The sequence below is a fragment of the Streptomyces amakusaensis genome (genome assembly GCF_039532665.1).
Taxonomy (GTDB): Bacteria; Actinomycetota; Actinomycetes; order Streptomycetales; family Streptomycetaceae; genus Streptomyces; species Streptomyces amakusaensis.
The window spans coordinates 290,502-316,351 of record NZ_BAAASB010000011.1; the positions used below are offsets into that span (position 1 = coordinate 290,502).

Consider the following 25,850-nt stretch of genomic DNA (forward strand, 5'->3'; position numbering starts at 1 on the left):
CCCGCCGCACCGGCCCCCGGCCGGGCCCGGCGGCTCAGCGGCCCGCCAGATTCACCGCGATGTCGCGGAAGGTCCGGTACAGCTCCGCCGGATCCTCGGCCTGGGTCCAGGGGAACGCTCCCACATGGCCGTCCACCAGCCGGAACTGCTCCAGCGCGAGGTCCGCCCTGCCCTGCTGGACGAGGAAGTACGCCAGCAGGTGCCGTGCCTCCGCGAGGTGCGGGTGGCCGGGGTCGGCCGCCGCCGCGTCGTCGTCGAGACGGTCGACGGCGGCCCACACCTCCTCGCGCCGGAACTCCCCGCGCCCGCCGTGCCCCGCCCGGTGCTCCCACCAGGCGATCAGCCAGAGCGAGCTGAGCAGCCGGCCGGGCGGGGCGGAGTCCGCCGCCCGGTCCGCGAAGGCGAAGGCCAGCTCGCTCGACCCCTGCCACTTGGCGCACCAGTACTGGAGCGCGCTGCGGTGCGCCACCAGGTGGTACGGGTCACGGGAAACCGTCTCGTCCCAGAGCCGGTGCATCTCCCGGTGCGGGCGGCCCATGCCGATCCCGCGCCAGATGTCCGCGACATACGGCGACGGATCGTCCCCGCCCAGCTCCTTGGCGCGGGAGATCTCCCGCCCGGCGTGGCTGAGGATGCGGACGAAGCCCTCCGACTGCTCCCGGGAGGTCCGCGCGGACCGTCCCCCCGCCCGGACCTGCCAGGCGAGGTCGATCATGGCCTGTGCCTGTACGGCGGCGGCCCCGGGATCCCCGGGCCGGGCCGCCCGCCAGTGCTGGAGCCAGACGTCGTCCGCGCGGGCCGCGCCCGCCAGGCCCCCGATCACCGCGGTGCGCCGCTGCCAGTCGCCGCCCGCCCGGACCAGATACTCCGCGCCCGGCAGCCAGTCACCCGCCCGCGCGGCGGCCACCACCCGGTCCAGACCGGGATCGGCCGCCGGCCGCCGGGTGTCCTGGCGCTCCTGGGGCAGCAGTCCCAGCGCGGCGAGGCGGTCCGCGTCCACGGTCCGGTCCACCCGCCGGGTCAGCCCGAGACTCATCCCCAGCCTCGGCGCGAGGCCGAGCGCGGGCCCCAGGGCGGGGCCGGGCGGCGGACCCGGTGCCGGGCCGGATGCCGGGCCGGGCGGGGAGCCGCTCGCCGGGGTCCGGCCCGAGCCGGCCTTCGAGCGCCGCGAGAAGAGGTGCATGATCCCGGCCTTTCGCCGCCGCACAGTGGCTCCCGGAGCCGGGCGGAACGCCCCGGCGGCGGGGGGATCGGAGTATCACCTCAGCCGCGCTCCGGCCGCAACTACCCGTGCGTGATACCGCGAAGCGGTCCGTAACCGCCCGAAGCCACCGCCGACGGTGCGCCGTCAGTGCGCCAGCGTCGCCGGGCTGCCGCCGTTCGCCTCGTACCCCGCCACGGCGAGATTGCGGTAGACCGTGTACTCGGCCGCCGGGTCCTCGCTGTGCGTCCACGGCAGCGCGCCCACATGACCGTCCACCCGCACCAGCTGGTTCATCGCCTCGGCCCAGCGCTCCGCGCGGACGAGGAAGAGGACCAGCAGATGCCGTACGTGCGCGAGCATCGGATCGTCGGCGCGGGCCGAGTGCGCCGCGAACAGCGCGCCCTCCATGGCCTTGGAGACCACCGCCGTCCGATGGAAGTTCTGGACCATGACGAGGTCGGGGATGTGCTCGTAGACCGCGAACAGCGGCAGCGCGGCCAGCAGCGAGCCCCGCGGGGCGCGCGCGGCGGCGGTGGTGGCGAAGTGGTCCGCCTCCTCACGGCTGCCGTGCCACTTCTCGCACCAGTAGTGCAGCGCCGCCAGATGCGCGCCCATGTGCTGCGGCGCGCGGTCGATCACCTTGGCCCACAGCTGGTCGAACTGCTCGTGCGAGTAGCCCAGGCCCCGGGCGACGGCCAGCTCCACGATGTACGGAATCGGGTCGCCGGGGGCGAGCAGCGCGGCCTCGCCGCAGACCGTGCGCGACTCCTCCAGGATGATCCGGAAGTCGTCCGCGCCCACGGTCGAGGACCGCCACGCCTGCTGCACCAGGAACTCCGCGTGGACCTGTGCGCCGCCCGCGTCCTTCGGGGACTCCGAGCGCCAGGTCCGCAGCCACGCGCCGCCCGCGCCGGGCTTCTGCCGGAGCTCCAGCGAGGCCGCGCCGGCGAACGCCTGCACCCGCTGCCAGCGGACCTCGCCGTCCTTCGGCGTCCCGGCGAGCAGCTGGGAGGCGGCCCGCCAGTCCTGAGTCCGCTGCACCACGTCGAGCACATCGAGAAGGTCCTGGTCCGGGCCGGGGAGCCGGATGTCCTGCTCCTCCTGGCGGACGAAGCCGTACGTCTCCGGGTCGGCGGCGTCGGGTGAGCCGGGCGCGACCTGGCGGATGCCGCTGCCGCCCCGGCGGCGCATGACGTAGGGGCCGATGATCGCGGCCAGCATGGCCATCGCGATCAGGAACCAGAGAATCTCCATGACGCCATTGTCCCGGACACCGCCGACAACGGGCCACGCCGTGGCGTCCGTCCGCCACCGGGCCCGTCCCCGGGCGCGCGGCAATGCTCCCGCAACAGCCCGTCCACGCTTCCGCAATGGACCGTACGCCCTGGCCAGGGCCGCGCGGCGCGGATCCGCTCTCCGCGCCGCTACCCTCGGCCACATGAGCCACCAGTACAGCTCCCAGCACCTCGAAACGCTCGCCATCCACGCGGGCAACACCGCCGATCCGCTGACCGGCGCGGTCGTGCCGCCCATCTACCAGGTCTCCACCTACAAGCAGGACGGCGTGGGCGGTCTGCGCGGCGGCTACGAGTACAGCCGCAGCGGCAACCCCACCCGTACCGCCCTGGAGGAGAATCTCGCCGCGTTGGAGGGCGGCCGGCGCGGGCTCGCCTTCGCGTCCGGGCTCGCCGCGGAGGACTGCCTGCTCCGTACGCTGCTGGTCCCCGGCGACCATGTGGTGATCCCCAACGACGCTTACGGCGGCACCTTCCGCCTCTTCGCCAAGGTCGTCGCGCGCTGGGGGGTGGAGTGGTCCGTCGCCGACACCTCCGACCCGGCCGCCGTGCGCGCGGCGATCACCCCCAGGACCCGGCTGATCTGGGTCGAGACCCCCTCCAACCCGCTGCTCGGCATCACCGACATCACGGCGCTCGCGGAGGTCGCGCGCGGCGCGGGGGCCCGGCTGGTGGTGGACAACACCTTCGCCAGCCCCTATCTCCAGCAGCCGATCGCCCTCGGCGCGGATCTCGTCGTGCACTCCCTGACCAAGTACATGGGCGGGCACTCGGACGTCGTCGGCGGTGCGCTGATCGCGGCCGACGACGAGACCGGCGAGGAACTGGCGTACCACCAGAACGCCATGGGCGCGATCGCCGGCCCGTTCGACTCCTGGCTGGTGCTGCGCGGGATCAAGACCCTGCCCGTCCGGATGGACCGGCACAGCGAGAACGCGACCCGGGTCGCCGAGATGCTCACCCGGCACCCGAAGGTGACGCAGGTGCTCTACCCGGGGCTGCCGGACCACCCCGGCCACGAGATCGCGGCCAAGCAGATGAAGGCCTTCGGCGGCATGGTCTCGTTCCGGGTCGAGGGCGGCGAGGCGGCGGCGGTCGCGGTCTGCGACCGTGCGCGGCTGTTCACGCTCGGTGAGTCGCTCGGCGGGGTCGAGTCGCTGATCGAGCACCCGGGCCGGATGACGCACGCGTCGGTGGCGGGCTCCGCGCTGGAGGTTCCCGGCGATCTGGTGCGGCTGTCGGTCGGCATCGAGGCCGTCGACGATCTGCTCGCCGATCTTCAGCAGGCGCTCGCGGGCTGAGCCCTCGGGGGCCGGCCCTCGCGGAAGGGGGAGAGCCGACGTCGCTGAGGCGTCGGCTCGCTCCGTCGGTACCCCGGCCAGTGCTTCAGGCGGGGACCTTCTCGCTCTCCAGCGAGCCGCGGATCTGCTCCCGCAGCTCCGGGGAGTCGGTGTGCCCGTGCACCGAGACCGCGTGCTCGGATGCTGCCCTGACGACTTCCTCCTCCTCACCGGAGATGGTGAGGGTGCAGTTCGTCTCGCTCGGGAAATTACGGCAGTCGGCTACTTTTCTGGTCATCACGACCTCCTCGGTACCTTTCGTACCGCTTTTTCCACCATAGTCCCGGTCGGTGGGGCGGAGGGCGGTGACGCCGCACCCGTGATGCACGGCTCGAACTCACGGGCACGGCGGTATTGCGGGGTGTCGCGGGGTGCTACAGGGTGCTACGGAAGACCGATCCTCACCTTCCTTCGTCCTGTCCGGAACCGGCGCTACCCAGGTGGTCGGCGTACCAGGGTCGTACCGTCCCGTCCCCGGCGGCTACGAGGCCGCCGCCGGGTCCATCGGCGGCAGCCCGGTCTGGCGGGCCGACAGCGCGGTGTTGAAACGGGTGAGCAGCGTGCAGAACGACTCGCGCTCGCTCTCCGTCCAGCCGTCCGTGACGTTCGCCATCAGCTCCCGTCGGGACGAGCGGACCTCTTCGAGGCGGGCCTGTCCGCGCGGGGACAGCTGGAGCACGACCGCGCGGCCGTCCTCCGGGTGCGAGGTGCGTTTGACGAGTCCGGTGTCGACGAGCGGCGCGACCTGGCGGGTCACGGTCGACGAGTCGATCCCCATCCCCGCCGCGAGCGCCTTCACGCCCATCGGGCCTTCCCGGTCCAGCCGGTTGAGCAGCAGATAGGCGGCGCGGTCCATGGAGTTGCGGACCTGACCGACGCCGCCGAGCCGGGTCTGTTCCGCGCGACGGGCGAACAGGGCGACCTGGTGCTGGAGGGCATCGAGGAGGCCAGGATCGAGATGAGTCGTCATGTCCTGAGAAGTGGGCATGGCCAGGGGGCTCTCTCGTGCGGTGGTCGATTGGTGGGGGACAGAGTACGCGGGCGGTGACCCCCTCCGGACGGGCTTGGGGAAACCCATAAGAAGCGGTGTTCGCCCACTGGACAGAAGCGGCCGTCCACCCTATGAGCTGCGAGACTTGAGGGCATGAGCTTCCGTTTGCCCGCCGCCCCGCACCCGGTGATCCTGGACGATGTGCTGGGGGCGCAGAAGATGCTCTCCGGAGTCGCGCGCACCACCGCGATGGAGGGCAGCAGGCATCTGTCCCAGCTGGTGGGCGCGCCCGTCCACCTCAAGTGCGAGAACCTCCAGCGGACCGGATCCTTCAAGCTGCGCGGCGCGTACGTGCGGATCGCCGGGCTCCGCCCCGAGGAGAGGGCGGCGGGCGTCGTCGCCGCCTCGGCGGGCAACCACGCCCAGGGGGTGGCGCTGGCCTCCTCGCTGCTCGGCGTCCGCTCCACCGTGTTCATGCCGGAGGGCGCGCCGCTGCCGAAGGTCGCCGCGACCCGGGAGTACGGGGCCGAGGTGCGGCTCGCGGGCCAGGTGATCGAGGAGACCCTCGAAGCCGCCCAGGAGTACGCGCACGCCACCGGCGCGGTCTTCATCCACCCCTTCGACCACCCCGACGTCATAGCCGGGCAGGGCACCGTGGGCCTGGAGATCCTGGAGCAGTGCCCCGAGGTGCGGACGATCGTCGTCGGCGTCGGCGGCGGCGGGCTCGTCGCCGGCATCGCCGCTGCGGTGAAGGCGGTGCGCCCCGACGTACGCGTGGTGGGCGTCCAGGCCGAGGGGGCCGCCGCCTATCCGCCCTCGCTGGCCGCGGGCCACCCGGTCTCGGTCCGCGCCCCGGCCACGATGGCCGACGGCATCAGGGTGGGCCGCCCCGGCGATCTCCCCTTCGCCCTCGTCGACGATCTCGTGGACGAGATCCGCACGGTCACCGAGGACGAGCTGTCCAGCGCCCTCCTGCTCTGCCTGGAGCGCGCCAAACTCGTCGTCGAACCCGCCGGCGCGGCCCCCGTCGCCGCCCTCCTCAGCGATCCGCGCGGCTTCCCGGGACCGGTGGTCGCCGTCCTCTCCGGCGGCAATGTCGACCCCCTGCTGATGCAGCGCCTCCTCCGCCACGGCATGGCCGCCGCCGGCCGCTACCTCTCGCTCCGCCTCCGCCTCACGGACCGCCCCGGCGCCCTCGCCGCCATGCTCGGCTCCCTCACCGTCCTCGACGCCAACGTCCTCGACGTCAGCCATGTCCGCACCGACCCCCGCCTCGGCCTCGCCGAGGCCGAGGTCGAACTCCAGCTGGAGACCAAGGGCCCCGACCACTGCGCCGAACTCGCCGCCGCCCTCCGCACCGCGGGATACACGGTCACGGTGATGGGCTGAGCCCGGCGGCGACGGGCGCTCACGGCCCGGGACGGCACGGAGCGGGGCGGGACGTACGGAGGGGCAGGGCCGCGTCGTGCGGTCCTGCCCCTCCGTGCGGGCGTGTGCGCCGGGGGCTCAGCCGGAGTAGGGCTTGGCGGCGAGGATCCTGACCATGGCCTTCTTGCCGTTGGGCAGCTCGTACTCGGCGTCGTCGCCGACCTTCTTGCCGTTGACGCCCGAGCCGAGGGGGGACTGGGGGGAGTAGGTCTCGATCTCCGAGCTGGCGTACTCGCGGGACGCCATCAGGAAGGTGAGGGTGTCGTCCTCGTCGCCGTCGAAGGCGATCGTCACGACCATGCCGGGCTCGACGATGCCGTCGTCGGCCGGGGCCTCGCCGACCTTGGCGGTGTCGAGGAGCTGGGTCAGCTGGCGGACCCGGAGCTCCTGCTTGCCCTGCTCCTCCTTGGCCGCGTGGTACCCGCCGTTCTCCCGCAGGTCCCCTTCCTCGCGCGCTGCCTCGATCTTCTTCGCGATCTCGATGCGCGCGGGACCAGACAGGTACTCCAGCTCGGCCTTGAGCTGGCTGTACGCCTCCTGGGTGAGCCAGGTGACGTTTTCGCTGGTCTGGGTCACAGGTGCTCCTCGTAGGTACTGGGAATACAAAGCATCGCCCTACCCAGAAGCATGGTGTCTTCCTGGATGGGCGAAACCACGAGCCTAACAATTTCGTGGCAGAAGGGGGAGGACATAAAGCACTAGAACCGCGTCAACGCAGGTCAGGGCGGTGACCCGCCATCGGGACGGGTCGGATTTCCGCCCCGGTCACGTCGAGAAAACGCCGGCGCCGAGGGGTTTGGCTACTTGGCGGCGCACTGCGCCAGCTCCGCGCTGGTGGCGCGGGAGGTGGTGCGGATCTTGGCGATCTCGTCGATCCGGCCGTCGCCCGGGGCGTTCACGGCCACATCGAGGCGGCCGACCTCCGCGCCGTCCTCGGAGCGGGAGCGCACGGTGCAGGTGCCGGTGGCGTCGGCGTCCTTGCGGATCTCCAGATGGACCTGGACCTCGGAGTCCGAGGTCACCGAGAACTTGATCACCTCGGCGCTGATCTTCTCGCCGGTGACGTAGTCGTACCCGAACCAGACGACCATCGCGAGGAAGGCCGTGCCCAGCACGGACCCGAGGATCTTGAGCTTGCGGTCGGCACGCTGATCCGCGGAGTCGCCGTATCGGCCTTCGGGCAGCTGCTCGCGCACGGCGGTCATGACCGTTCCTCTCGGGAGTTCTCCCCGGCTGGGGGGTCCGGAATTTTCCGTCCCCCGATTCGGTCACTATAGAAGCCGCCCTCAGGCCACCCGACCGCCACCCCGCAGGGCCGCCGCGGCGGGACGGCACAGAACATTTCGCGACGAATCATTGAGGATCGAGTCTTGACTGAGCAGCTGCGACTGATGGCCGTTCACGCCCACCCCGACGACGAGTCGAGCAAGGGCGCGGCCACGATGGCCAAGTATGTGTCCGAGGGGGTGGACGTGCTGGTCGTGACCTGCACGGGAGGCGAGCGCGGCTCCATCCTCAACCCCAAGCTCCAGGGCGACGCCTATATCGAGGCGAACATCCACGAGGTCCGCCGGAAGGAGATGGACGAGGCCCGCGAGATCCTGGGCGTCCAGCAGGAGTGGCTGGGCTATGTCGACTCCGGCCTCCCCGAGGGCGACCCGCTGCCCCCGCTGCCCGAGGGCTGCTTCGCCCTGGAGGACGTGGAGGGCGCGGCCGGCCGGCTGGTCCGCTCGATCCGCTCGTTCCGTCCCCAGGTGATCACCACGTACGACGAGAACGGCGGCTATCCGCACCCCGACCACATCATGACCCACAAGATCACGATGGTGGCCTTCGAGGGCGCGGCGGACGCCGAGCGCTTCCCCGAGTCCGAGTTCGGGCCGGTCTTCCAGCCCCGGAAGCTCTACTACAACCAGGGCTTCAACCGCCCGCGCACGGTCGCGCTCCACGAGGCGCTGCTGGCGCGCGGCATGGAGTCCCCGTACGGGGAGTGGCTGGAGCGCTGGACCGAGTTCGAGCGCGTCGAGCGCACGCTGACCACCCATGTCCCGTGCGCCGAGTTCTTCGAGATCCGCGACAAGGCGCTGATCGCGCACGCCACGCAGATCGACCCCGACGGCGGCTGGTTCCGGGTTCCGATGGAGCTCCAGAAGGAGGTCTGGCCGACCGAGGAGTACGAGCTGGCGAAGTCTCTGGTCGATACTTCCCTCCCCGAGGACGACCTCTTCGCGGGCATCCGCGAGAATGCCTGATATGAGCGGAAGCGTAAACCTGGCAATGATGCAAGCGGCGCTGGCGGCCGAAGAGCTCGACAAGAACAAGGTCACCCCCGGTGTCCTCGGGTTCCTGGTCTTCGCGGCGCTGGCCGTCGGCGTGTGGTTCCTGATGAAGTCCCTGAACCGGCACATGGGCCGGGTCAACTTCGAGGAGGCCCCGGAGGGGCCTGCCGGGGGCGGGGCGAAGGGCGCGGCCAAGACCACCGCGAAGAGCGCCTGAGCAGCCTGAACACCGGCTGACCGGCCCGGCGGCCGTGCGGGGCCGCCGGGCCGGTCAGCCGCCGTCTTCGGAGCGGGAGTGGTTCGCCAGGGACAGCAGCAGATGCGCCGTCTCCGGGTGCAGATGGTCGGAGTGCGCTCCCGACGGGCCCCGGCCCGCCGTGAAGACCTCTCCGGCGTCGACGCTGACGAACCAGTGGTCGAGCGACTGCTTGGGATACGGCTGGTCCGGCGGCAGCATCCGGATCGCGGAGACCGGCTCGGGAGCCCTGCCGATGCCCCGGCTGCCGATGCCGCGCCGCTGGTCGGCGAGCTTGTGCCACAGCCCGGTGGCCCAGTCGCGCCGGGAGTGCGTCGCGACCACCGGGCCGTGCAGCGGCGCGTCGGCGAGAGCGACGAACATCGTCTCGAAGGCGTTCCGGGGGGCCGCCATCTGCAACAGCAGCATCGAGTCCACGGTGAAGGGCCGCCCCGCCGGCGCGGGCCGGCTCCAGCCCAGCGTCTCCCCCGGCCGGTCGCCCGCCGCCCACTGGACGGCCTCGCACAGCACCCGGCAGCCGAACGAGTGCCCCACCAGATGGACGTACTGCCCCGCCCGGTTGGCGAGCACCCGGGCGGCGGACGGATCGGCGCGCCGCTCGTTCAGACCGTCGAGCAGCTGACCGATCACCCGGGGCGCGTGCCCCTCGTCGGCGGAGAGCGCGTGGGCGCGGCTCCGGATCATCCGGTAGCTCCGGCGCAGCGGGCCGCTGCGGGAGGGCCAGCGCACCACCACCGTCCAGGGCGCGAACCGCTCGCCGAGCGCCGGATAGAGCGCCCGGCGCGCCGCGTACCCCTCCTCGGCGAGCGTCGTGAGCCGCCTCGCCGCCTCGGCCGCGGCCTTGGGGGAGGTCTGCCAGCCGTGCGCATAGACAAAAATGTCGGTGGCCCAGGACGGCGGGGTCAGCTCGCGCGCGAAGTGCTCGTCCAGCCGGTCGGCGGGGACGGGCGAGCCGCCCTCGGTGTCGAGCAGCCAGCCGGTCTCGTCCAGATCGACGGTGTGGAGGGTCATGGGCGGCCTCGCGGGGGTGCGGTTCGGCGGGCCTGGGCCCCGGACGGTGCGGATCCCGTGGGCGGGTGAGGAGGCGCGGTGTTCATGAGGCGCGCTCCAGGCGCTCGTCCATCCCGCTGTGCAGCGCGTAGGCGAACCCCAGCGGATTGCGGTACCGGTCCGCGAACTCCCGGGCCAGCGAGTGCGCGATCGCGCCCGCCGTCTCCTCCCCCTTCAGATACTGGGTGAGGAAGGCGAGCGCGTACTCGGCCGCGAAGACCTGGGGCATCTCTATCTGCGGCCCGATCACCCCGCGAGCGCCCCGGTCGATCAGCACCTGGCCCAGATGGGCCAGATCCGCGTCGCCCGGCAGACCGCCGTAGCAGGCGTTCAGCATCACCAGCGGCCGGAAGAGGTCCGCCGCCCCGTTCGCCGGGGAGCGGCTCTCCACGGTGAAGGCGTCGATCTCGCGGCCGTCCGTCAGCCGGACGACCAGACAGGGCGCCTGGCCCCCCTCCGTACGGAACCTCCCGTGGCACCAGAAGTACATCAGCTGCTCGTTGAGCAGCCCCTCCTCCAGTGCCCCCAGCAGCTCGGCCCGGGTGGTCCGCTCGGTGAATTCGGTGTCCCTGGCGAGCACGGCGGCGACCTCGCCGGCCCGGGTGCGCCTCTGGGGGTCGATCGTCGTGTCGTGGTTGAGGGAGACCACCGGGATCACCGGCGGCGGGGCTGTCAGCCGGCCCTGGACGCCCGGGTAGGAGCCGCCGGTCTGCTCGATCTGGTGGCGGTGGCCGAGAAACCGGCGGAAGAGCGTGTCCAGGCTCTCGGTCCCGGTCCGGCCGGTGCCCGGCAGGGCCAGCATCGGCCAGGGCAGAAAGAGCCCGGAGTCGAAGCGGACGCGCAGCGTCTGGTCACCCGAGAGGACCTTCGTCAGTATCTCCCGGAAGGTCCCGAGCGGGCCGTCGGCGTCCCCGCCCAGCAGCAGATCGAAGAGGAGGTACGAGCCCTGCCTGGCCAGCTCCTCCATACAGGGGCGCAGCTCGGCCTCCGGCTCGCCGCTGAGGTCGAGCAGGGTGGCGTAGGGGAGCTCCGGCCGTCCCGGCGCGGGCCGACCCCTGGCGCCCTGCGACCTGAAGTCGACGAACTCTTGCTTCCAGATGTGGCGCAGCCGGGACGCCACCGTCTTGATCTTCGAGGTATCGCTGCGCAGCAGCACCCGGTGCTCGGAGCCGAGGTAGGGCAGGACGGGGCCGTGCATCCGCATCTGGACGCGGTTGTCCTTCAGCAGGTCGACGCCGACGACGAGATCGGGCGCGACACTCTCCCGGCGTGGGAAGAGGGTGAAGCCGTGGCTCGGATCCTGGACGATCCGCACGGGAAGTTCTTGGGGCATCCGCTCACGCCTCCCGCGCGGGCGCCGGGACAAGGGTCGCGGAGCGGACGCGGAACTCGGTCTCGACCTGCTGGAGGACGGTGCCGCTGGCCCGGTCCTCGACGGTGAACCGGAGCCGCAGGGACCCCTCCCGGTGGGGGGTGATCCGGAACTCCGACCAGCCGGTGTTGTCGGACGTCGGCCATACGGTGACCGGGTGGGCGGGCTCCACATCGGCGTCGCCGAGCGCCGCCGCGTACACCCGCAGCAGCGGCGGTCCTTCGGGGTCCTCGGCCGCCCAGCTGTGCTCCGGCCCCGGCTCCACGCCCAGGGCGAGCCGGGCGGAACCGCCCCGGAACACCTCGTCCAGCAGCCGCATCCGGACCCGGCAGGAGAACTCCGGGCGCTGCCCCCGCTGCTGCGGCGCACCGTCCGCGAGCGGTTCCGGCACGGTGTCTCGGGCGGCGCGGGGGAGTCCCGACGCGGTGTCCCGCAGCAGCCATTTGGGGTGGAATCTGGCCAGTTCCTTCAGCGCTCGCGCCTCCTCGTCCCGGTCGCCGGCGAGCCGGGCGCCGGCCAGGTCCGCCCAGTGCTCCCCGGCCTCGTCCCCGCTGTCCCCGAAGACGCTCCGGGCGATGCCGATCGAGGGCGGATACGCGGTGCGCATCCCCAGCTCCAGATGGGTCCAGGCGAAGCCCCTCTCGCAGCCCAGCTCCTCGAAGGCCGCGCCCGCCCGCTCCAGCCGGTCGATCCCGCCGCGCAGCGGGTTCGGGTCGGCCAGCGCCAGCTGGTGCAGCGCCCAGGCGGCCCCCAGCCCGTCCCCGACGGCCCGGAAGGCGTCGAGGGCCCGCTCCAGCGCGGCCGACGCGAGATCGGGCGAGCCCTCGTCGGCCAGGGCCAGCGCCAGGTGATAGCCCGTCCAGGCCCGGCCGCGCGGATCGTCCGTCGCCTCGTGCCCGGCCAGCGCGCGCTCCATCGCGGGCACGGCGCGCGAGCGGTCGCCCCGCAGCAGCGGCACCCGGGCCAGCCCGGTCCGCGCCCACGCCACCCCGCGCCGTTCGCCGATCCGGGCGAAGAGCCCCTGGGCGAAGCCGAGTCTCTCCTCGGCCCCGTCCGGGTCGTTGACGAGCAGCCGCAGCCGGCCGTAGTGGTAGGCGGCCCACGCCTCCCCGCGCTCGCTGCCCGCGATCTGATGGGCCTCCACGGCCCGTCTCAGCAGGACGTCCGCCCCGCGCGGCACCCCCCGGTCGATGTCGATCTCGGCGCGCAGATCCAGCCGCCGGGCGGCCGGCCCGTCCGCGTCGAGCGGATCCAGCCCGTCGAGCACCCGTCCCGCGTCGGCCAGCCGGCCCGCGTGGCGCAGACTCTCGGCCTCCTCGGCCCAGGAGCCCGCCCGGCCCCCCGCCGAGCGCAGCAGCCTTCTGGAGAGCGCGATGTCGCCGGTCTGCCGGGCGACGGCGGCCAGCGGCAGGCTCAGCTCCTCCGTCTGCCGGGTGGTGCACCACAGCAGCAGCAGCTGGGCGAGGCTGTTCCGGCCGGCCAGATCCCGGGCGAGCAGCCCCGCGCAGTCGAGGGCGAGACGGCGGGCGGCGCCGTCGCCCGGGCCCCGGGAGGGGGCGAGCACACGGGAGGCCAGCCAGATGTACGGCTCCACGGGGGACCGGGAACCGGTCCTGGCCGATTCCGTCAGCAGCTCCTCCAGCTCGCTCCGGCTGCGTCTCGGGGGACGCGAGCCGATCCCCGCCGCCGCGAAGGTGCGCAGCGCGGGCGGCAGCCGCCAGCAGCCGGGACGGGGGAGCTGGAGGATCCCCCGCTGGAACAGCTCCTGGAGACTGTCCTCGGCGGGCGGTCCCGGCAGCGCCCGCACCAGTGAGTCGGGCAGCTCCTCCATGCCCAGCTCGGCCAGGGTGGTGAGAAGGCCGTCGGCCACCGGGCTGAGCGCCCACCGGACGAACGCGAACAGCTCGCCGGGCGAGCGGGGGACGATGCCGCGCGGCAGGTCCTGCGGCAGTCCCTCGGCGAGCCGCAGAAACAGCGGACGGCCGAGGGAGGCCGGTAACAGCTGATCCGCCATCCAGAGCGGCAGCCCCAGGAACTGAGCGCTCTGCGCGTCGGTGAGCGGGGGCACCTCAAGCCCGAGCAGGGTCGGCACGGAGTCGGCGTGGCTGGTCTCCGAGGTGGCGAGCACCAGGGTGTCCGTGCCCTCCACGGCGTCGGCCAGGCTCGTCAGCAGGGTGGTCCCGGGGGGCCCGCCGGGCACTCCGTCCGCGACCAGCACGGCGGGCCGCCGGGCCAGCTCCCGGCGGCAGACCCGGGCCAGCGCCTCCGGCGAGGCGTCCGGGAAGTCGGGCAGGGCGGCGCGCAGTTCACCCGGCGGGACACCGATCCGGTCGAGCAGCCGCAGCAGCGTCACCTCCGGGCGCGGCTGGTCCTCCGGGACCGTCAGCCAGTGCACGGGCCGCGCCCGCTCGCCCCCGACGCGGTCCGCGACCCGCTCGGCCAGCGCCGACTTGCCGATCCCGGCGGGGCCGTACAGCTCGACCAGGCAGGTCGTCCCGGCCACCCGCAGCAGATGGCCCAGCTCTCCGGCCCGCCCCACGAAACCGCGCGGGCCGCCCCCGCCACGGCCGGCCCCGGCGGCCCACGGCGCGTCCGGCGGCGGTCCGACGAAGGAAAGGCTCATGGGGTCCCTCGGGGACACCCACGGGCTGGCGCTCGCGCTCGCGACGACCGGACCGTGCAGGCCCCGCGCGATGCCCCCGCCGGACTTCCGCCGCCGTCCGCTCGTGCCCCCGGGGGGTTTCTGCCGCCGCCGCCCGGCCGGTTTCCCGCTGTGCGGGCGGCCGTCCTCCTCGGGCGGCGCGGGCGGCGCGCTGCCCACGGCTCCGCCGTACCACTGGCCGTCCCCGTCGGGGCCCGGATCCTCGGCCCCGGAATCGGGCCCCTCGTCCCCGGCCGACCCGGCTAACCCGTCCTGCTCGTCCTGTTCGCCCCGGCCGGTCTCCTCGTACCCGCCCTCCTCCTCCGGAACGCCCCCGCCGGCCTCCCCCTGCCCGTCCCCGGTCATCACGTCCCCCTCCGAGAGTCCCAGCACCAGTATCCAGACAAAGGGCCCCGCCGTCCGGGCCTTGCCGGCCCCACTCGCCCCCGCCGAGAACCGGGCACCCGGGTTCCTAGCCCACCGGCCCCATCGGCCCCACCGGCACCCCCATCACCTCGCGCGCGTGCCGGCCGGGCACCATCCCCCGGTCCCACGCCTGCCAGCCGTCCTCCAGCCGTACGCCGCGCTCCAGCATCACCGCCAGCGCCTGGGCGCAGTCCTCCAGCTTGCCGTCGCGGGCGGGGTGCCCGGCGGCGATCAGCCGGCTCAACTCCTCCTGGGCGACCACGGACCCGATCTCGATCCCGCCGGGCGAGGCGTACGGCAGCAGGGTGCAGCGCAGGAAGCGGGCCCAGTCCGCGCCCCGCTCGTCCTGGTACGAGACGAACAGCCCGACCGCCTCGTCGCAGAGGTCCAGCGCCTGCCGCGTACGGTCGTTGCCCGCGTCGACGACGGCCAGTTCCAGACAGGTCCACGCCTCGCCGTGGGCGACCTCGATACGGCGGAAGTCGGCCCGGGCGTCCACCAGGAGCTGGCGGGCGAAGCCGGAGTTGCGGAGATTGCCGGTGCGGGCGGCGCGCTGGTCGCGGGTGACCCGGCCCGAGTGGTGGCGGGCGCAGGCCAGCCCGTACACATCGCGCATCCGCGAGAACATCGTGCGCGCCCGCTCCAGCTCCCGTACCGCCCGATCGCCCTCGCCGCGCTCCTCCAGCGCCTGGCCCAGGTAGTACAGCGTCCACGCCTCGCCGCGCGCGTCCTCGTTCTCGCGGTGCCGGGACAGCGCCCGCTCCAGCCCGGTCACGGCCTCGGCGGGATCCCCCTCCACCAGCCGGGCCCGCGCCAGCTGCGTCAGCGCCCAGGCCTCGCCGCGCGCGTCGCCGGTCCGCCCGTACAGCGCCAGGGCCGCGTTCAGCTCGGCATCGGCGCGGGCCACCTCGCCCATCCGCAGACACACCTGGCCGAGCTGGAAGTGCGTCCACGCCTCGCCGTGCAGCGACTCGCCCTCCCGGTGCAGCTCCAGCGCCGTCGCCAGCAGCGAGAGGGCCTCCGCGAGCGAGGCCTGATCGCGCCGGACCGCCGCCAGCGCGTGCAGCGACCACGCCCGGTCCTCCGCCTGCGCGTCGGAGGACTGGAGCTCCACCGCCTCGGTCAGCCTGGCCGCCGCCTCGGTGAGATTGCCCTGATGGTGCAGGGTGATGCCGAGCGAGCAGAGCGCGAGCGCGGCCCCCGCGTCGTTGTGCGCCTCGCGGTAGAGCCCGACGACGGACGACAGCGTGGTGCGGGCCTTGTCCAGCTCGCCGAGCTGACGGGCCGCGATCCCCGTACGCCAGCGCACGGACCGCTCCAGCAGCCCCTGGTCGACCGATTGCGACAACTCGCTGATCTCGCCCAGCCGGTACAGATCGCCGCGCAGCAGACAGTAGTCCGCGAGCGCCCCCAGCAGCGCCAGAACGGTCTGCTGGTTCACGCCCTCCGCGTGGCGCAGCGCGGAGGTGATCGAGCTGGACTCGTCGTCCAGCCAGCGCAGCGCCGCGTCCAGCGAGGGGAAGCCGTGCGCGCCGAACTGCCCGGCCCGGGTGGACATCTTGCCGTCCACCATCCGGATCACCGCCCCGGCCAGCTCCGCGTAGCTGCGGATCAGCCGCTCCTGCGCGGCGGTGCGCTCCGCCGCCTCCTCCTCTTCGAGGAGCCGGGCCCGGGCGAAGGCCCGTACGGTGTCGTGCAGCCGGTAGCGGCCGGAGCGGGCCCTGTCGACGAGCCCGGCGTCCGCGAGCGCCGTCAGCAGCCGGCGCGCCTCCTCCTCGCCCACCGCGAGCAGCGCGGCCGCCGCCGCGGGGCCCAGCGAGGCCCGCCCGGCGAGCGCGAGCCGGCGCAGCAGCCGCCGGGCCGGCTCGCTCTGGTCGGCGTGGCGCAGCCGGAGCGCGCGCTCCACCGGGTCGGCGGACTCCTGCGCCGCGAGGTCGGCGGCGAGCCGCTGGGCGCTCCGCGTCCCGAGGGAGGACCCGGCGACGCGCAGTGCGAGCGGCAGCCCGCCGCACAACTCCCGTATCCGCTCGGCGGACTGGCCGTCGTAGGGCGTCTGCGTCTGCGTCTGCGTCTGCGCCTGTGTCGGCGTCCGCGTCTGTGTCTGCTGTGTCCGCGTCCGCGCGGAGGACTGGTCCGGCCGCTCGCCGACGGCCCGCAGCAGCTCCTCGGAGCCCGCCTCGTCCAGGGCGGCCACGGGCAGCTGGTGGACCCGGGCCGGGATGTCGGCCGGCAGCTCCAGCGGCTCGCGCGCGGTCACCAGGACGAGGCTGTCGGAGCGCTCGGGTATGAGGGTGCGCACCTGCGCCGGGTCGCGGGCGTCGTCCAGGATCACGGTGACCGGGAGTCCGGTCAGATGCCGGTGGTACAGCTCGGCCAGCCGCCGCACCTGCTGTTCCGCCGAGGACCGCTCCCGGAAGAGCAGTTGCTCGCGGGGGGCTCCGAGCCGGTTCAGCAGATGCAGCAGCGCGTCGCGGGTGGTGAGCGGCCGGCCGCTCTCGCCGCGCAGATCGACCACGCACGCGCCCCGGAACTGGTCCTTGAGCAGGTGGGCCGCGCGGAGGGCGAGGGTGGAGCGGCCCGAGCCCTGGATGCCGTGCAGGACGACGACGGTCGGCCTGGTCTCGGTGGCCGCGCGGGAGGCGTGGACCCACTGCGCGATCTGCGCGACCGCCTCCCGGCGTCCGCTGAACGGACCTTCCGGTTCCGGGAGCTGGGCGAAGGAGTGGGCGAGTACCGACCGGCGGCGGGCTGCTGCGCTGCGGTCGCCGCCGCGCAGCGAGGGGGCCGCGGTGGTCTTCCTGCCGCCGGTTCGGGCGGCGGCGGTCATCCGCTGCCGGTCGAGGAACGGCCGGATGCCGCGCACCTCCAGGGCGGTGAGCCACTCCAGCCGCAGCTGCTCGGTCTCGGCCCGGCCGGGCGCGCCCGCCCCCCGGTTCGCCGCCCCCGCCTTGACCGCGGTGGTCGCGACCCCGGCGACGGCGACGGCCGCCCCGGCCGCGAGCGCGGTCCCGGTGGTGGTGCCGAGCGCGAGGTCCGCCCCGGCGGCTGCCACCGCCGCGACCGCCGTGACCAGCGCGGGAGTCGCGAGATTCGCCCGGCTGAACCCGGTGCCGCCGGCCCTGCCGCCGTCCAGGGCACCGGTGTACGCGGCGTACTCCTCGGCCGCCTCGGCGGCCAGCGAGTCCAGCGCCTCCCGCCCGCGCGCGAGCAGCGCCGCGGCGTCCGTCCGCCCCTCCGAGCGCCGCGCCTCGTCCTCCACGGCACGGGCCAGCAGCCTCTCCGCCTCGGTCCGGTGACTCTCCCGCATGGGCTCCCCCTTGTGACGTTCCGGTTCCGTTTCCGCTGTCGGGTGTGCGCTGTCGAGTGTGCGGTGTACGGGGGCCTTCGCGCGAGGGACGGCGGGAGTCGGGCCGGTGACATCCGGGCCCGCGCCGGGCCGGACAGCGGTACCGCCACTCACGGCAGCGGATCCCGTGTACTCACCATGAATTTGGGGGTCTTCGCCGACCGGCCTCAGGGGGTCCGGAAGGTGCAGGTGACGACCTTTCCGGTGGCGGTGACGGTGGTCTCCCAGTGCTCGGTCAGCGCGTCGACGAGGAGGAGCCCGCGGCCGTTCTCGGCGGAGGGGGAGTGGTGCCGCAGAGTGGGGGGAGTCATGACGGTGTCGCGCACCGTGAGGATGAGCCGGCCCTCCCGGGGCTCGATATCCAGTTCGCATATGCCATCCGCGTGTTCGTGGACATTGGCGAGCAGTTCGGTCACCACGAGCGCGATATCGAAAGCGGATTCCCCGAGTCCCCGTCCGTCGAGATGGTCCATGACGGCTCGGCGAATGCGGCGGATCTCCGAGGGCCGGACGGTCAAACTCATACTCAGTCGCGTATCGGCTTCTTCCACGTCTTCCACGGAGATCACGGCTCCTCCTGTCCACCGGTGCCGGGGGTGCGGCGTTCTCTTCGGTCCACTGGTGATCGTGGGCCGTGCAGAGCTAACTGCGTACCCGCCCGTACCGGTACCGTTGACGGCGTGTCTAACCGTGAAAGTCATGAACGGGTGGGGAGTTGATGTGGCCAGGGCCTCTCTGAACCAGCGCAACACGGGACTTGAGGGACTGCTTGAGCAGGCCCGATGGTCGCGCACTCAGCTCGCCAACGCGGTAAATCGAACGGGTGCCCAGATTGGGATGGAGCTGAAGTACGAGCAATCCGCCGTTTCTCACTGGCTTGCCGGGACGCAGCCGAGGGAACAGGTCAGGGGAGTCATTCTGGAAACGCTCGAACGCAAGCTCGGGCGTCCATTGACATACGCGGAAGCCGGGCTTCAGCAGCCGAAGGGCAGGAAAGGGTCCGACGGCGGCGACACTGTCGAATCCCTTATGGATCTCGGAAGGGCTGACATGGATCCCTCGCGTCGTGGAGTGCTCACCGCGGGCCTGTACTCGGCCGCTCTCACCGTCCCCCTTTTCACCGATGTGGCACACGCCCAGGAGGGCGGACGCGCCACCCGCCCGGGTGGCCGCATCGGCCCGGGCGACGTGGTGACGGTGCGGACGATGACCGACCGCATCGCGGACATACTCGATGAACTCGGCGGCGGGCTGGCCCGCCCCATGGCCGCCGCGTTCCTCGTCAACACCGTGCTGCCCCGGTTACGTTCCTCGGGGGAGGAGAAGGACCGCAAGGACATGCTGTCCGCCGCGTCCGATCTGACCTATCTCACCGGGTGGATGGCGATGTACGAGCGGGAGCACGGCCTCGGCCAGCGGTACTACGTCAAAGCGCTGAAGCTGGCCGGGGCGGCGGGCGACCATGTGACGTACTGCCGCACCCTGCGCGGCATGAGCCTCCAGGCGGCCAACCTCGGCCACGGGAACAAGGCCCTCCAGCTGGCCGACTCCGCGGCGCAGGCGGCTCCCGGGGCGGGGCCCCGGCTGGTCGCCTTCCTGCGGGGGCAGCAGGCCCACGCCGCCTCGATGGTGGGCGACCGCCATCAGGCCTTCACCCGGCTCAGGGAGGCCGAGTCCGCGCTGTCGAGGGCCGACTCACGGCGCGAGGCCGTCGGCGGCTACGACCGCTCGGCCTATCAGTTCCATGTCGCCCATGTCCTCTACGAGACCCGCGACCTGGCCGGCTCCATCACCGCCCTCAAGGAGTCCCTCAAGTCCCAGCCCCGCCGCGAGCGCCAGGGCAGGGTCCACTCCAACGCGGTCCTCGCCCAGCGGCAGCTGGAGCTGGGCCATCTGGAGGAGGCCTGCGCCACCTGGAGCGCCTTCCTCGACGACTACGCGCAGCTGTCGACCGCGCGCGGCGACGACCACTTCCACACCATGCGCCGCCGTGTCGCGCCTTATCGGAGGGTTCGCGCGGCACGCGAACTGGACGAGAGGGCGCGCGCGTTGGCCGACGCCAAGCGCTGATCATCATGCCCGGCTCCGTAATATCCATAACCGGGCACCCCTTCCGCGCCGGGGAATCTACGGTGATCGGATGACGACCGAGCCATGGGACCCCACCACCCCCGGTGTCCTCCGCCTCCCTTCCGGCCGCCTCATCCGAGGCCGTGCCCTCCGCCGCCCCCTTCCGCCCGGCCAAGCCCCGCACTTCGCCGTCTACCTCCTGGGCAAACAGCCCCCCGAGGTCCCGTGGGAGTCCCACTGGCTCCACTGGCCCGACTTCCGCCTGCCCGCCAAGCGCTCGGAAGCCCGCGCCGTCCTCGCCGAGGCCTGGTCCCGCTCCGACGCCGAACGCGTCGAACTCGCCTGCGGCGGCGGCCGGGGCCGCACCGGCACCGCCCTCGCCTGCGTCGCCGTCCTGGACGGCGTACCGGCGGTGGACGCGGTGGCGTACGTCCGACGGCACTACAGCGCCCACGCGGTGGAGACGCCCTGGCAGAAGCGGTACGTCACCGGGTTCGGCGACACTTCCTGACTCCTAGGAAGCGGAGCAGGCGACCGCCTTGTTCATCCGGCCGACCAGCGCTCCGAGGTCGGGCTTTCCGTAGAGGCTCGCCGAGGTGACGGCCTGGCGCTCGCCGCGCGCGTCGCCGAAGAAGAAGGCGACGCTGCCGTGGATGCCGCCGGCATGGCCCCAGACCTCACCGCAGCCCAGGCTGTTCAGATTGTCGAGGCGCTGGACGCCCAGGCCGTAGCGGACGCCCTGGTCCGTCTTGACGGTCCGCTTCATCTCCCTCAGCTCGGCCGGGCGCAGCAACTCGCCCTTGAACAGGGCCGAGTGGAAGCGGGCGAGGTCGGCGGTGGTGGAGACACCGGCCCCGCCCGCGCCGGCCTCGGACGGGTTGAGGAGCGTGGTGTCCACCGGACCGCCCGCGAGCTTCGTGTAGTTCCGTGCGTGCGTGCCCCCGATGCGTACGGAGGTGCCGGGCATGGTGGTGTCGCGCAGCTTCAGCGGGCGGGCGATACGCCGCTCGACCTCCTTGTTCCAGCTCCTGCCGGTCACCCGCTCGATCAGCATCCCGGCCAGCAGATAGTTGGTGTTGGAGTATTTCCACCCCTTCCCCGGCGGGAAGTAGGGGGCACGCCCGACCGCGTCGGCCACGATGCCGGCGGCGGAGTACGACTGCCAGCGGCCGGCCCGCACCCACTCCTCCACCGGCATGTTGTGCTCCGGGGCGTCGGTGTAGTTGAACAGCCCACTGGTGTGGTTGAGCAGCTGGCGTACGGTGATGCGCTCACCGTCCGGGACCACACCCGGCAGATGCGTCTCCACCGGGTCCTCCAGCCCGATCCGGCCCTCGCCGACCAGCTGGAGCACCACCGTGGCGGTGAACGTCTTGGTGATGCTCCCGATCCGGAACCGCCCGTCCGGGTCCGCCGGAGCCCCACCGCGACGATCCGCCACCCCCGCCGAGCCCTTCCACGACGTACGCCCGTCCTCGACGATCCGCCCCAGACTCCAGCTCGCCTCCCCGCCCTCCACCACCGCCCGCAGCCCGGCCCGCCGCTCGGCCGGGTCGATCCCCTTCTGCGCCGCCGAAGCCGGAGACCCCACAGTCCCCACCAGCGCGGCCGCCGCCAGCACCACCCCACCGGCCTTCACCACACCCCTGCGGGACCTCGCGTTCCACACGCCGCCGTTCCTCATGACTTCCCTCCATCACCCCCCGGCGGAACCTCCGCCCGGCACCCCTCGACCCTAGGAACCCCAACCCCGCCCCCACCACGGCACCGACTACACCCCCCACGGGAGCCGGCCCCGCCACCGAGGGTGTAGCCCGCTCCCCCTCCGCTCCGTGCTCTGTGACCCAGGTCGCTTCGACGGGTCGATGAGTTCTCGCCCCCTCGCGGTCCTACCGACAGCGATCAGCGACACTGCACTATTTCGCCACGCCGGCGCCACATCTTCACCGCAGGATCACTCGGAGAACCAGAGGCTCCGGAACGGGAAGGACGAACCCGGGGACTGAGCTTCCAGCGTCTGAGAGCATTGCCGGAGCTTCGCCGGTGCGCCGGTGGAGTGGTGTTCACTGAGGTCGCCACGACCTCACCAGACATGGTTTGACCGAACGGGAGCCCAGGTGTCGTTGGAACGGTTCTCGCTGGAGAACTATCGCTGTTTCAGGGAGAGGCAGGAGGTGGAGCTCGGGAAGATCACAGTGGTGCTGGGCCGGAATAATTCGGGCAAGAGCGCGGTTGTGCGAGCGCTCCCGCTCCTTTCTGCCGGTATCCGCGGTGATTCTCCGTACCCTCTGGACTTGGATCTGATTCAGGGCTTCACTCCTTCGTTCGCCGACCTGATTCACGGCTCTTCGCCTCATGGACGAATTCAAATAGGGGCATCGTTCGCCAACGAGGGTGGAAATGTCATCAGCGCCACCGCCGAGGTCCAGAACATTTCCAATCAGGGAATGCATTTGGTTTCAGTGTTGGAGATTTCCTGCGGTGGGGAGGTCGTCAATCTCTCCTGGGTCCCCAGTGTCGACGCCTATTCTCCGGAGAAGCGCGCTTATCTTGTCGACGGCCAACAGCGAAAGGTCGGATTTCGTGGGCTGCTGCCCGATCCGGCTGACTGGGCGGACTCCGTCGGTGGTGTCCGCGGAGTTACTGGGATGATTCGAGAAGAGCTTGACGAGATCCGATACTTGGGTCCTTTCAGGAAGAGTCCGGAGCGCTTCTTCCGATCCCCGGCCAGAGCTTTGGGTAGCGTCGGCTCCCGAGGGGAGAAGGCGCTGGGCATGCTCGCTGCGGATGAGATGTACGGGCGCGGTCGAATCGGCCGTGAGGTCAATGACCTGCTGATGGGAATACTGCCCGGGTGGCGTCTCGAAGTCACCGATGTCGGCTCGGGGATGTACATTCCCAAACTGCGTTCCCTGCGCGACACCGATCTCGTCGTCCACATCGATGACGTGGGTACCGGTGTGGTCCAGTTCCTGCCGATAGTTATCCAGCGGGCGGTGGACCGGGTGCAGCCGCCCGCGAAACCTGTGATCGAAATCGTGGAGGAGCCAGAACTCCACCTCCATCCTTCGGCGCACGCCGCGATTGCTGATCTCTATGTCGAGGCTGTGCAGGACTCGAAGGTGCGTTTCCTTGTGGAGACGCACAGCGAGAACTTCCTCCTGAGACTGCGGCGGCGGGTTGCGGAGCGGAAGCTGAGGTCGGAAGACATGAAGATCTACTTCGTTGAGCAGGCCGAGGGGTCCGCTACCCTGCGAAAGATCGAAGTTGATGCCCTCGGCAACCTCGACTACTGGCCGAGGGGAGTCTTCGCGGAGGATTTCGAGGAGGTACGCGCCCTCGCGGACGCGCAAGCGAATCGGATCGATGATGCGCGTTGAGATTCCGGTCGACCTGCTGAAGGACCGCCAGGGTGATGAGAACGCGGAGCTCATCCTGAAGCTGATCGCGTTCTTCAGGGAAGCGCGGCACGAGTGGGTGATCTCCCCGCATGATGTGGACGCTTTCCAGGCGTTCTTGCAGCGTCACGTCCCGACCCTGGCGCAGATCTACCTGCTGCTGGCACAGAAGGCGAGCATGGCGCAGGCCTGGGCACCACGCAGTGGGGCCGCAGGAGTGATCAGGATGGCGGGCGAGACGCTGACGGGCGACATTCGGGATTTGGAGCGGCCAGCTGTGCTGGTCGTGGAGAACGCTGTCTACGATTGGCAGATGATTGAGGCGCTCGCGCGCCTGCTGGGCTGCGAGGACGTCATCGACGCCAAGGAGGGCAGTCGGCTCGGCGTGTACAACGGAGGGGGTAAGGACGGTGCGATCTGGCACGCCGTCGACCAGGCTGCGAAGTTCTCCAGGATCAAGCGTGTGGTCCTTGTCATCGACAGCGACAGTTTCCATCCCGCAGACCGGACCGGCAATCATGAGAAGGCCGATTCCGCAGCCCGCGAAGGGGTGAGTTCGCACGTTGTCAGTTTCCGGGAAATGGAGAACTATATTCCCAATCGAGTTCTGGCTCGGCAGCCCAAGAAAGTTGTCGGAATGCCTTCCATGGCCAAGCGTCTTGAGTCCCTCAAGGCCTTATTGCCCGAGCAGCGGGCCCACTTCGACATGAAGCATGGATTCAAGGGGAAGCCTCAGAAGGGTGCTGGCCAGAAGGGGCGACATGCCCGACAGGCTGGGACAGCCTACTCTGTTCCATCGCGCCATGGTGATCTGTATGGCGGAGTGGCGGAGCGGGATCTCATCACCCTCCAAGAGGGATTTGGAACGGACCTGCCGGACCTGTTCCTGCAAGAAGTAATGCGCGGCGGCATATCGGAGCGAGACCTGGACGGCCTGGGTCTCGGCGCGAAGCAGGAGTTGAAATCGATGTTCGAAAAGATTCGGAGTGTGATCTGAGCGTGGGAGACGTCGAGGTGGTCAAGGACATCTCCGTGGTACCGGAGGTCCACTTCCTGGAGCAGGTGCTGGAGCGGATTTCGCAGGGTGAATTGCGGGTGCCGAAATTTCAGCGCCCGTTCCTGTGGCGTCCCGAGCAGATGCTGCAGCTTTTCGACAGCATGGAGCGCGGTTACCCGATGGGAAGTCTGCTCATCTGGGAGACCACCATGCCACTCGAAAGCCTTGACACCATTGGCGGGCGCAGCATCCCGTCGGCGCCGGAGGGGGCGAAGGTTGCCTATGTGCTGGACGGCCACCAGAGGCTCTCGACGCTCTTCGGGGTCCTCCACCGCTCGGACGATGCACCGCAGTCCACGCGGCAGGAGGACTGGATGTGGTGGGTGTACCGGCCGCTAGTCCGGCCGGATCATGACGGCGTGCGCTACCGTCACTGGAAGAGTAGCGAGCCGGCACCCGGCAATTTCCTGCCCATGAGGTCCGTGCTGGGGACCCTGGACTTCCTCGAATACGCACGGAAACTGCCCGATGTCTCTGGTTCCCGGGAGGAGGCCGACCGCCTCACCAAGGAGAGCGAGCGCATCGCGAAGCGGGTGAAGAATTACAAGGTCTCTGTGGTGCGCATGGAAGGGGGCACTCTCAAGCAGGCTATTGAGGTCTTCTCCAGGATCAACAGCAGCGGCCAGAAGATGCGTCCCGACCAGATGGTCTCTGCTCTGACCTACGGAACCATCGGGTCGGAGACGCTCAGCGACAAGATGGAGGAGATCAGGGGGCGGGTCGCCGCTTCGGGCTTTGGCGAGATCCCGATTATGACGATCTTCCAGACCGTCCTTGCGCTGTCCGGCGAGGAGGACGTGCAGCGAGACACCTCCTGGGAGACGATGGCCCGCAAGGTCCAGGACCAGCTCATGACCGCAGTGGAGGACACGGATCGGATCCTGCAGGAAGTGGTCGAGTTCCTGCGGGACGAGGTCCGGGTTCCGCTGGCCCGCCTGGTTCCCTACAACATCCAGATCCTGTTGCTCGCTGTCTTCTTCCACTTCTCCGACAAGGCGGAAGCGGAGCAGCGAGCCAAACTCCAGAACTGGTTCTGGACCACGTCACTGGCGGGTACCTTCGCCGGGGCCACCACTACCCAGGTTCGGAACTTCATCCGGCAGATGAAAGCCTTCGCCCGGAAAACGGGCGCGCTCAGCTACTCGGGCGAGAGGGCCCGCGCCTTTCCCGACCGTTTCGACCTCCGCAGCGCACGAGTACGTGCCTACCTCCTCTGGGATCTACAGACGTTTCCGGAACGGAAGAACCTCGATGGCAGCACCGCCAACGTGCTGGAGCTGCTGGCGACGGCACACAGCGAGACCTATCGACACATCATCACCCAGAGCGGGGTTCCGGGAGCGTCCAGTCCCGCCAACCGGATCGTCATGACGACGCCGCCAGGTGTGTCGATCCGGCAGGCGCTCATCAGGCTTGCGGAGGAGGGGAGGACTGACATCCTGGACTCACACGGAGTCAGTCTCGCGTCCATCGAGCCCCTCAAGGTCGACAACTACACCGACTTCATCGTTGCACGCCAGCAGGAATTGGCTGCGCGGGAGAGCAAGTTCATCGAGAGCCTGGGCATCGAGTCAGCCGAAAAGGAGGTAGGGGAGGCTGACATCGACACCGAGTGACGGGTGGCGAGTCCAGGCTTGCGCAGACTCGAAGGCGCATTGTTGCTTTCTTGCCCTGGACTCGTCGACCAGCAGTACAGT

At 71.2% G+C, this 25,850-nt stretch carries 21 protein-coding genes; 9 read left to right on the forward strand and 12 right to left on the reverse strand.

The features are described from left to right. Positions 1–34: 34 nt before the first annotated feature. Together ABD371_RS21295 and ABD371_RS21300 are read right to left on the reverse strand one after the other, a co-directional pair. Entirely contained in the window at positions 35–1,183 is a 1,149-nt protein-coding gene (locus ABD371_RS21295) for a hypothetical protein (protein WP_344479170.1), read from the reverse strand. 165 nt (positions 1,184–1,348) lie between these two features. After that, positions 1,349–2,458, reverse strand: a complete 1,110-nt coding sequence (locus ABD371_RS21300; RefSeq protein WP_344479172.1) for a hypothetical protein — start codon at positions 2,456–2,458, stop codon at positions 1,349–1,351. Between the two features lie 184 nt (positions 2,459–2,642). Between ABD371_RS21300 and ABD371_RS21305 the strand changes: the two genes are divergently transcribed. Beyond that, complete coding sequence (locus ABD371_RS21305; RefSeq protein ID WP_344479175.1) at positions 2,643–3,800, forward strand: cystathionine gamma-synthase; 1,158 nt, start codon at positions 2,643–2,645, stop codon at positions 3,798–3,800. Between the two features lie 85 nt (positions 3,801–3,885). On the opposite strand, the gene ABD371_RS21310 is transcribed toward ABD371_RS21305, so the two are convergent. Beyond that, positions 3,886–4,077 (reverse strand): DUF1059 domain-containing protein, encoded by a 192-nt coding sequence (locus ABD371_RS21310; protein WP_190121523.1) that lies wholly within the window; start codon positions 4,075–4,077, stop codon positions 3,886–3,888. Between the two features lie 243 nt (positions 4,078–4,320). Beyond that, a complete protein-coding gene (locus ABD371_RS21315; RefSeq protein WP_190121522.1) occupies positions 4,321–4,827 on the reverse strand; it encodes a MarR family winged helix-turn-helix transcriptional regulator in 507 nt (168 codons plus the stop codon). A gap of 156 nt (positions 4,828–4,983) precedes the next feature. Here ABD371_RS21315 and ilvA point away from each other — a divergent pair, with 156 nt between their 5' ends. Beyond that, a complete protein-coding gene (ilvA, locus tag ABD371_RS21320; protein ID WP_344479179.1) occupies positions 4,984–6,219 on the forward strand; it encodes a threonine ammonia-lyase in 1,236 nt (411 codons plus the stop codon). Between the two features lie 117 nt (positions 6,220–6,336). On the opposite strand, the gene greA is transcribed toward ilvA, so the two are convergent. Together greA and ABD371_RS21330 are read right to left on the reverse strand one after the other, a co-directional pair. Further along, positions 6,337–6,834, reverse strand: a complete 498-nt coding sequence (greA, locus tag ABD371_RS21325) for a transcription elongation factor GreA (protein WP_190121520.1) — start codon at positions 6,832–6,834, stop codon at positions 6,337–6,339. Positions 6,835–7,058: 224 nt separating this feature from the next. Further along, a complete protein-coding gene (locus ABD371_RS21330) occupies positions 7,059–7,463 on the reverse strand; it encodes a DUF4307 domain-containing protein (protein ID WP_344479183.1) in 405 nt (134 codons plus the stop codon). Between the two features lie 165 nt (positions 7,464–7,628). On the opposite strand from ABD371_RS21330, the gene mca reads away from it, so the two are divergent. Together mca and ABD371_RS21340 are read left to right on the forward strand one after the other, a co-directional pair. Beyond that, positions 7,629–8,510 carry a mycothiol conjugate amidase Mca gene (gene mca, locus ABD371_RS21335; RefSeq protein ID WP_344479186.1) on the forward strand — a complete coding sequence of 294 codons (882 nt, stop codon included), beginning with the start codon at positions 7,629–7,631 and terminating at the stop codon, positions 8,508–8,510. Continuing rightward, positions 8,503–8,754: a hypothetical protein gene (locus ABD371_RS21340; protein WP_381733991.1), complete on the forward strand. Its 252-nt coding sequence runs from the start codon at positions 8,503–8,505 to the stop codon at positions 8,752–8,754. Before mca ends, ABD371_RS21340 begins: the two co-directional genes overlap by 8 nt. 54 nt (positions 8,755–8,808) lie before the next feature. Here ABD371_RS21340 and ABD371_RS21345 read toward each other — a convergent pair whose 3' ends face one another. The 5 genes from ABD371_RS21345 to ABD371_RS21365 all read right to left on the reverse strand — a co-directional run bounded on the left by ABD371_RS21345 (position 8,809) and on the right by ABD371_RS21365 (position 18,152). Further along, on the reverse strand, positions 8,809–9,804 hold the full coding sequence (locus ABD371_RS21345; protein WP_344479191.1) for a hypothetical protein: 996 nt from the start codon (positions 9,802–9,804) through the stop codon (positions 8,809–8,811). Positions 9,805–9,886: 82 nt separating this feature from the next. Continuing rightward, positions 9,887–11,176, reverse strand: a complete 1,290-nt coding sequence (locus ABD371_RS21350) for a CHAT domain-containing protein (protein ID WP_344479193.1) — start codon at positions 11,174–11,176, stop codon at positions 9,887–9,889. Positions 11,177–11,180: 4 nt separating this feature from the next. After that, a complete protein-coding gene (locus ABD371_RS21355) occupies positions 11,181–14,222 on the reverse strand; it encodes a hypothetical protein (protein WP_344479195.1) in 3,042 nt (1,013 codons plus the stop codon). A 106-nt stretch (positions 14,223–14,328) separates the two neighbouring features. Then, positions 14,329–17,589, reverse strand: coding sequence for a tetratricopeptide repeat protein (locus ABD371_RS21360; RefSeq protein WP_344479196.1), 3,261 nt, complete (start codon positions 17,587–17,589; stop codon positions 14,329–14,331). A gap of 206 nt (positions 17,590–17,795) precedes the next feature. After that, the gene (locus ABD371_RS21365; protein WP_344479198.1) at positions 17,796–18,152 is read right to left on the reverse strand and encodes an ATP-binding protein; all 357 of its coding nucleotides are present in this window, start codon (positions 18,150–18,152) and stop codon (positions 17,796–17,798) included. A 175-nt stretch (positions 18,153–18,327) separates the two neighbouring features. Between ABD371_RS21365 and ABD371_RS21370 the strand changes: the two genes are divergently transcribed. Next, positions 18,328–19,698, forward strand: a complete 1,371-nt coding sequence (locus ABD371_RS21370) for a tetratricopeptide repeat protein (protein WP_344479199.1) — start codon at positions 18,328–18,330, stop codon at positions 19,696–19,698. Positions 19,699–19,768: 70 nt separating this feature from the next. Next, positions 19,769–20,209, forward strand: a complete 441-nt coding sequence (locus ABD371_RS21375) for a protein-tyrosine phosphatase family protein (protein WP_344479201.1) — start codon at positions 19,769–19,771, stop codon at positions 20,207–20,209. Positions 20,210–20,212: 3 nt separating this feature from the next. Here the strand turns inward: ABD371_RS21375 and ABD371_RS21380 are convergent, their stop codons facing one another. Next, entirely contained in the window at positions 20,213–21,382 is a 1,170-nt protein-coding gene (locus tag ABD371_RS21380) for a serine hydrolase domain-containing protein (protein ID WP_344479202.1), read from the reverse strand. A 433-nt stretch (positions 21,383–21,815) separates the two neighbouring features. Here ABD371_RS21380 and ABD371_RS21385 point away from each other — a divergent pair, with 433 nt between their 5' ends. From ABD371_RS21385 to ABD371_RS21395, 3 genes are read left to right on the forward strand one after another with little or no spacing between them, the layout of a single operon-like run. Further along, positions 21,816–23,078: an AAA family ATPase gene (locus ABD371_RS21385; protein ID WP_344479204.1), complete on the forward strand. Its 1,263-nt coding sequence runs from the start codon at positions 21,816–21,818 to the stop codon at positions 23,076–23,078. Next, a complete protein-coding gene (locus ABD371_RS21390; RefSeq protein ID WP_344479206.1) occupies positions 23,065–24,093 on the forward strand; it encodes a hypothetical protein in 1,029 nt (342 codons plus the stop codon). The genes ABD371_RS21385 and ABD371_RS21390 overlap by 14 nt, the downstream gene beginning before the upstream one ends. 2 nt (positions 24,094–24,095) lie before the next feature. After that, positions 24,096–25,769: a DUF262 domain-containing protein gene (locus ABD371_RS21395; RefSeq protein WP_344479207.1), complete on the forward strand. Its 1,674-nt coding sequence runs from the start codon at positions 24,096–24,098 to the stop codon at positions 25,767–25,769. Positions 25,770–25,850 lie beyond the last annotated feature (81 nt).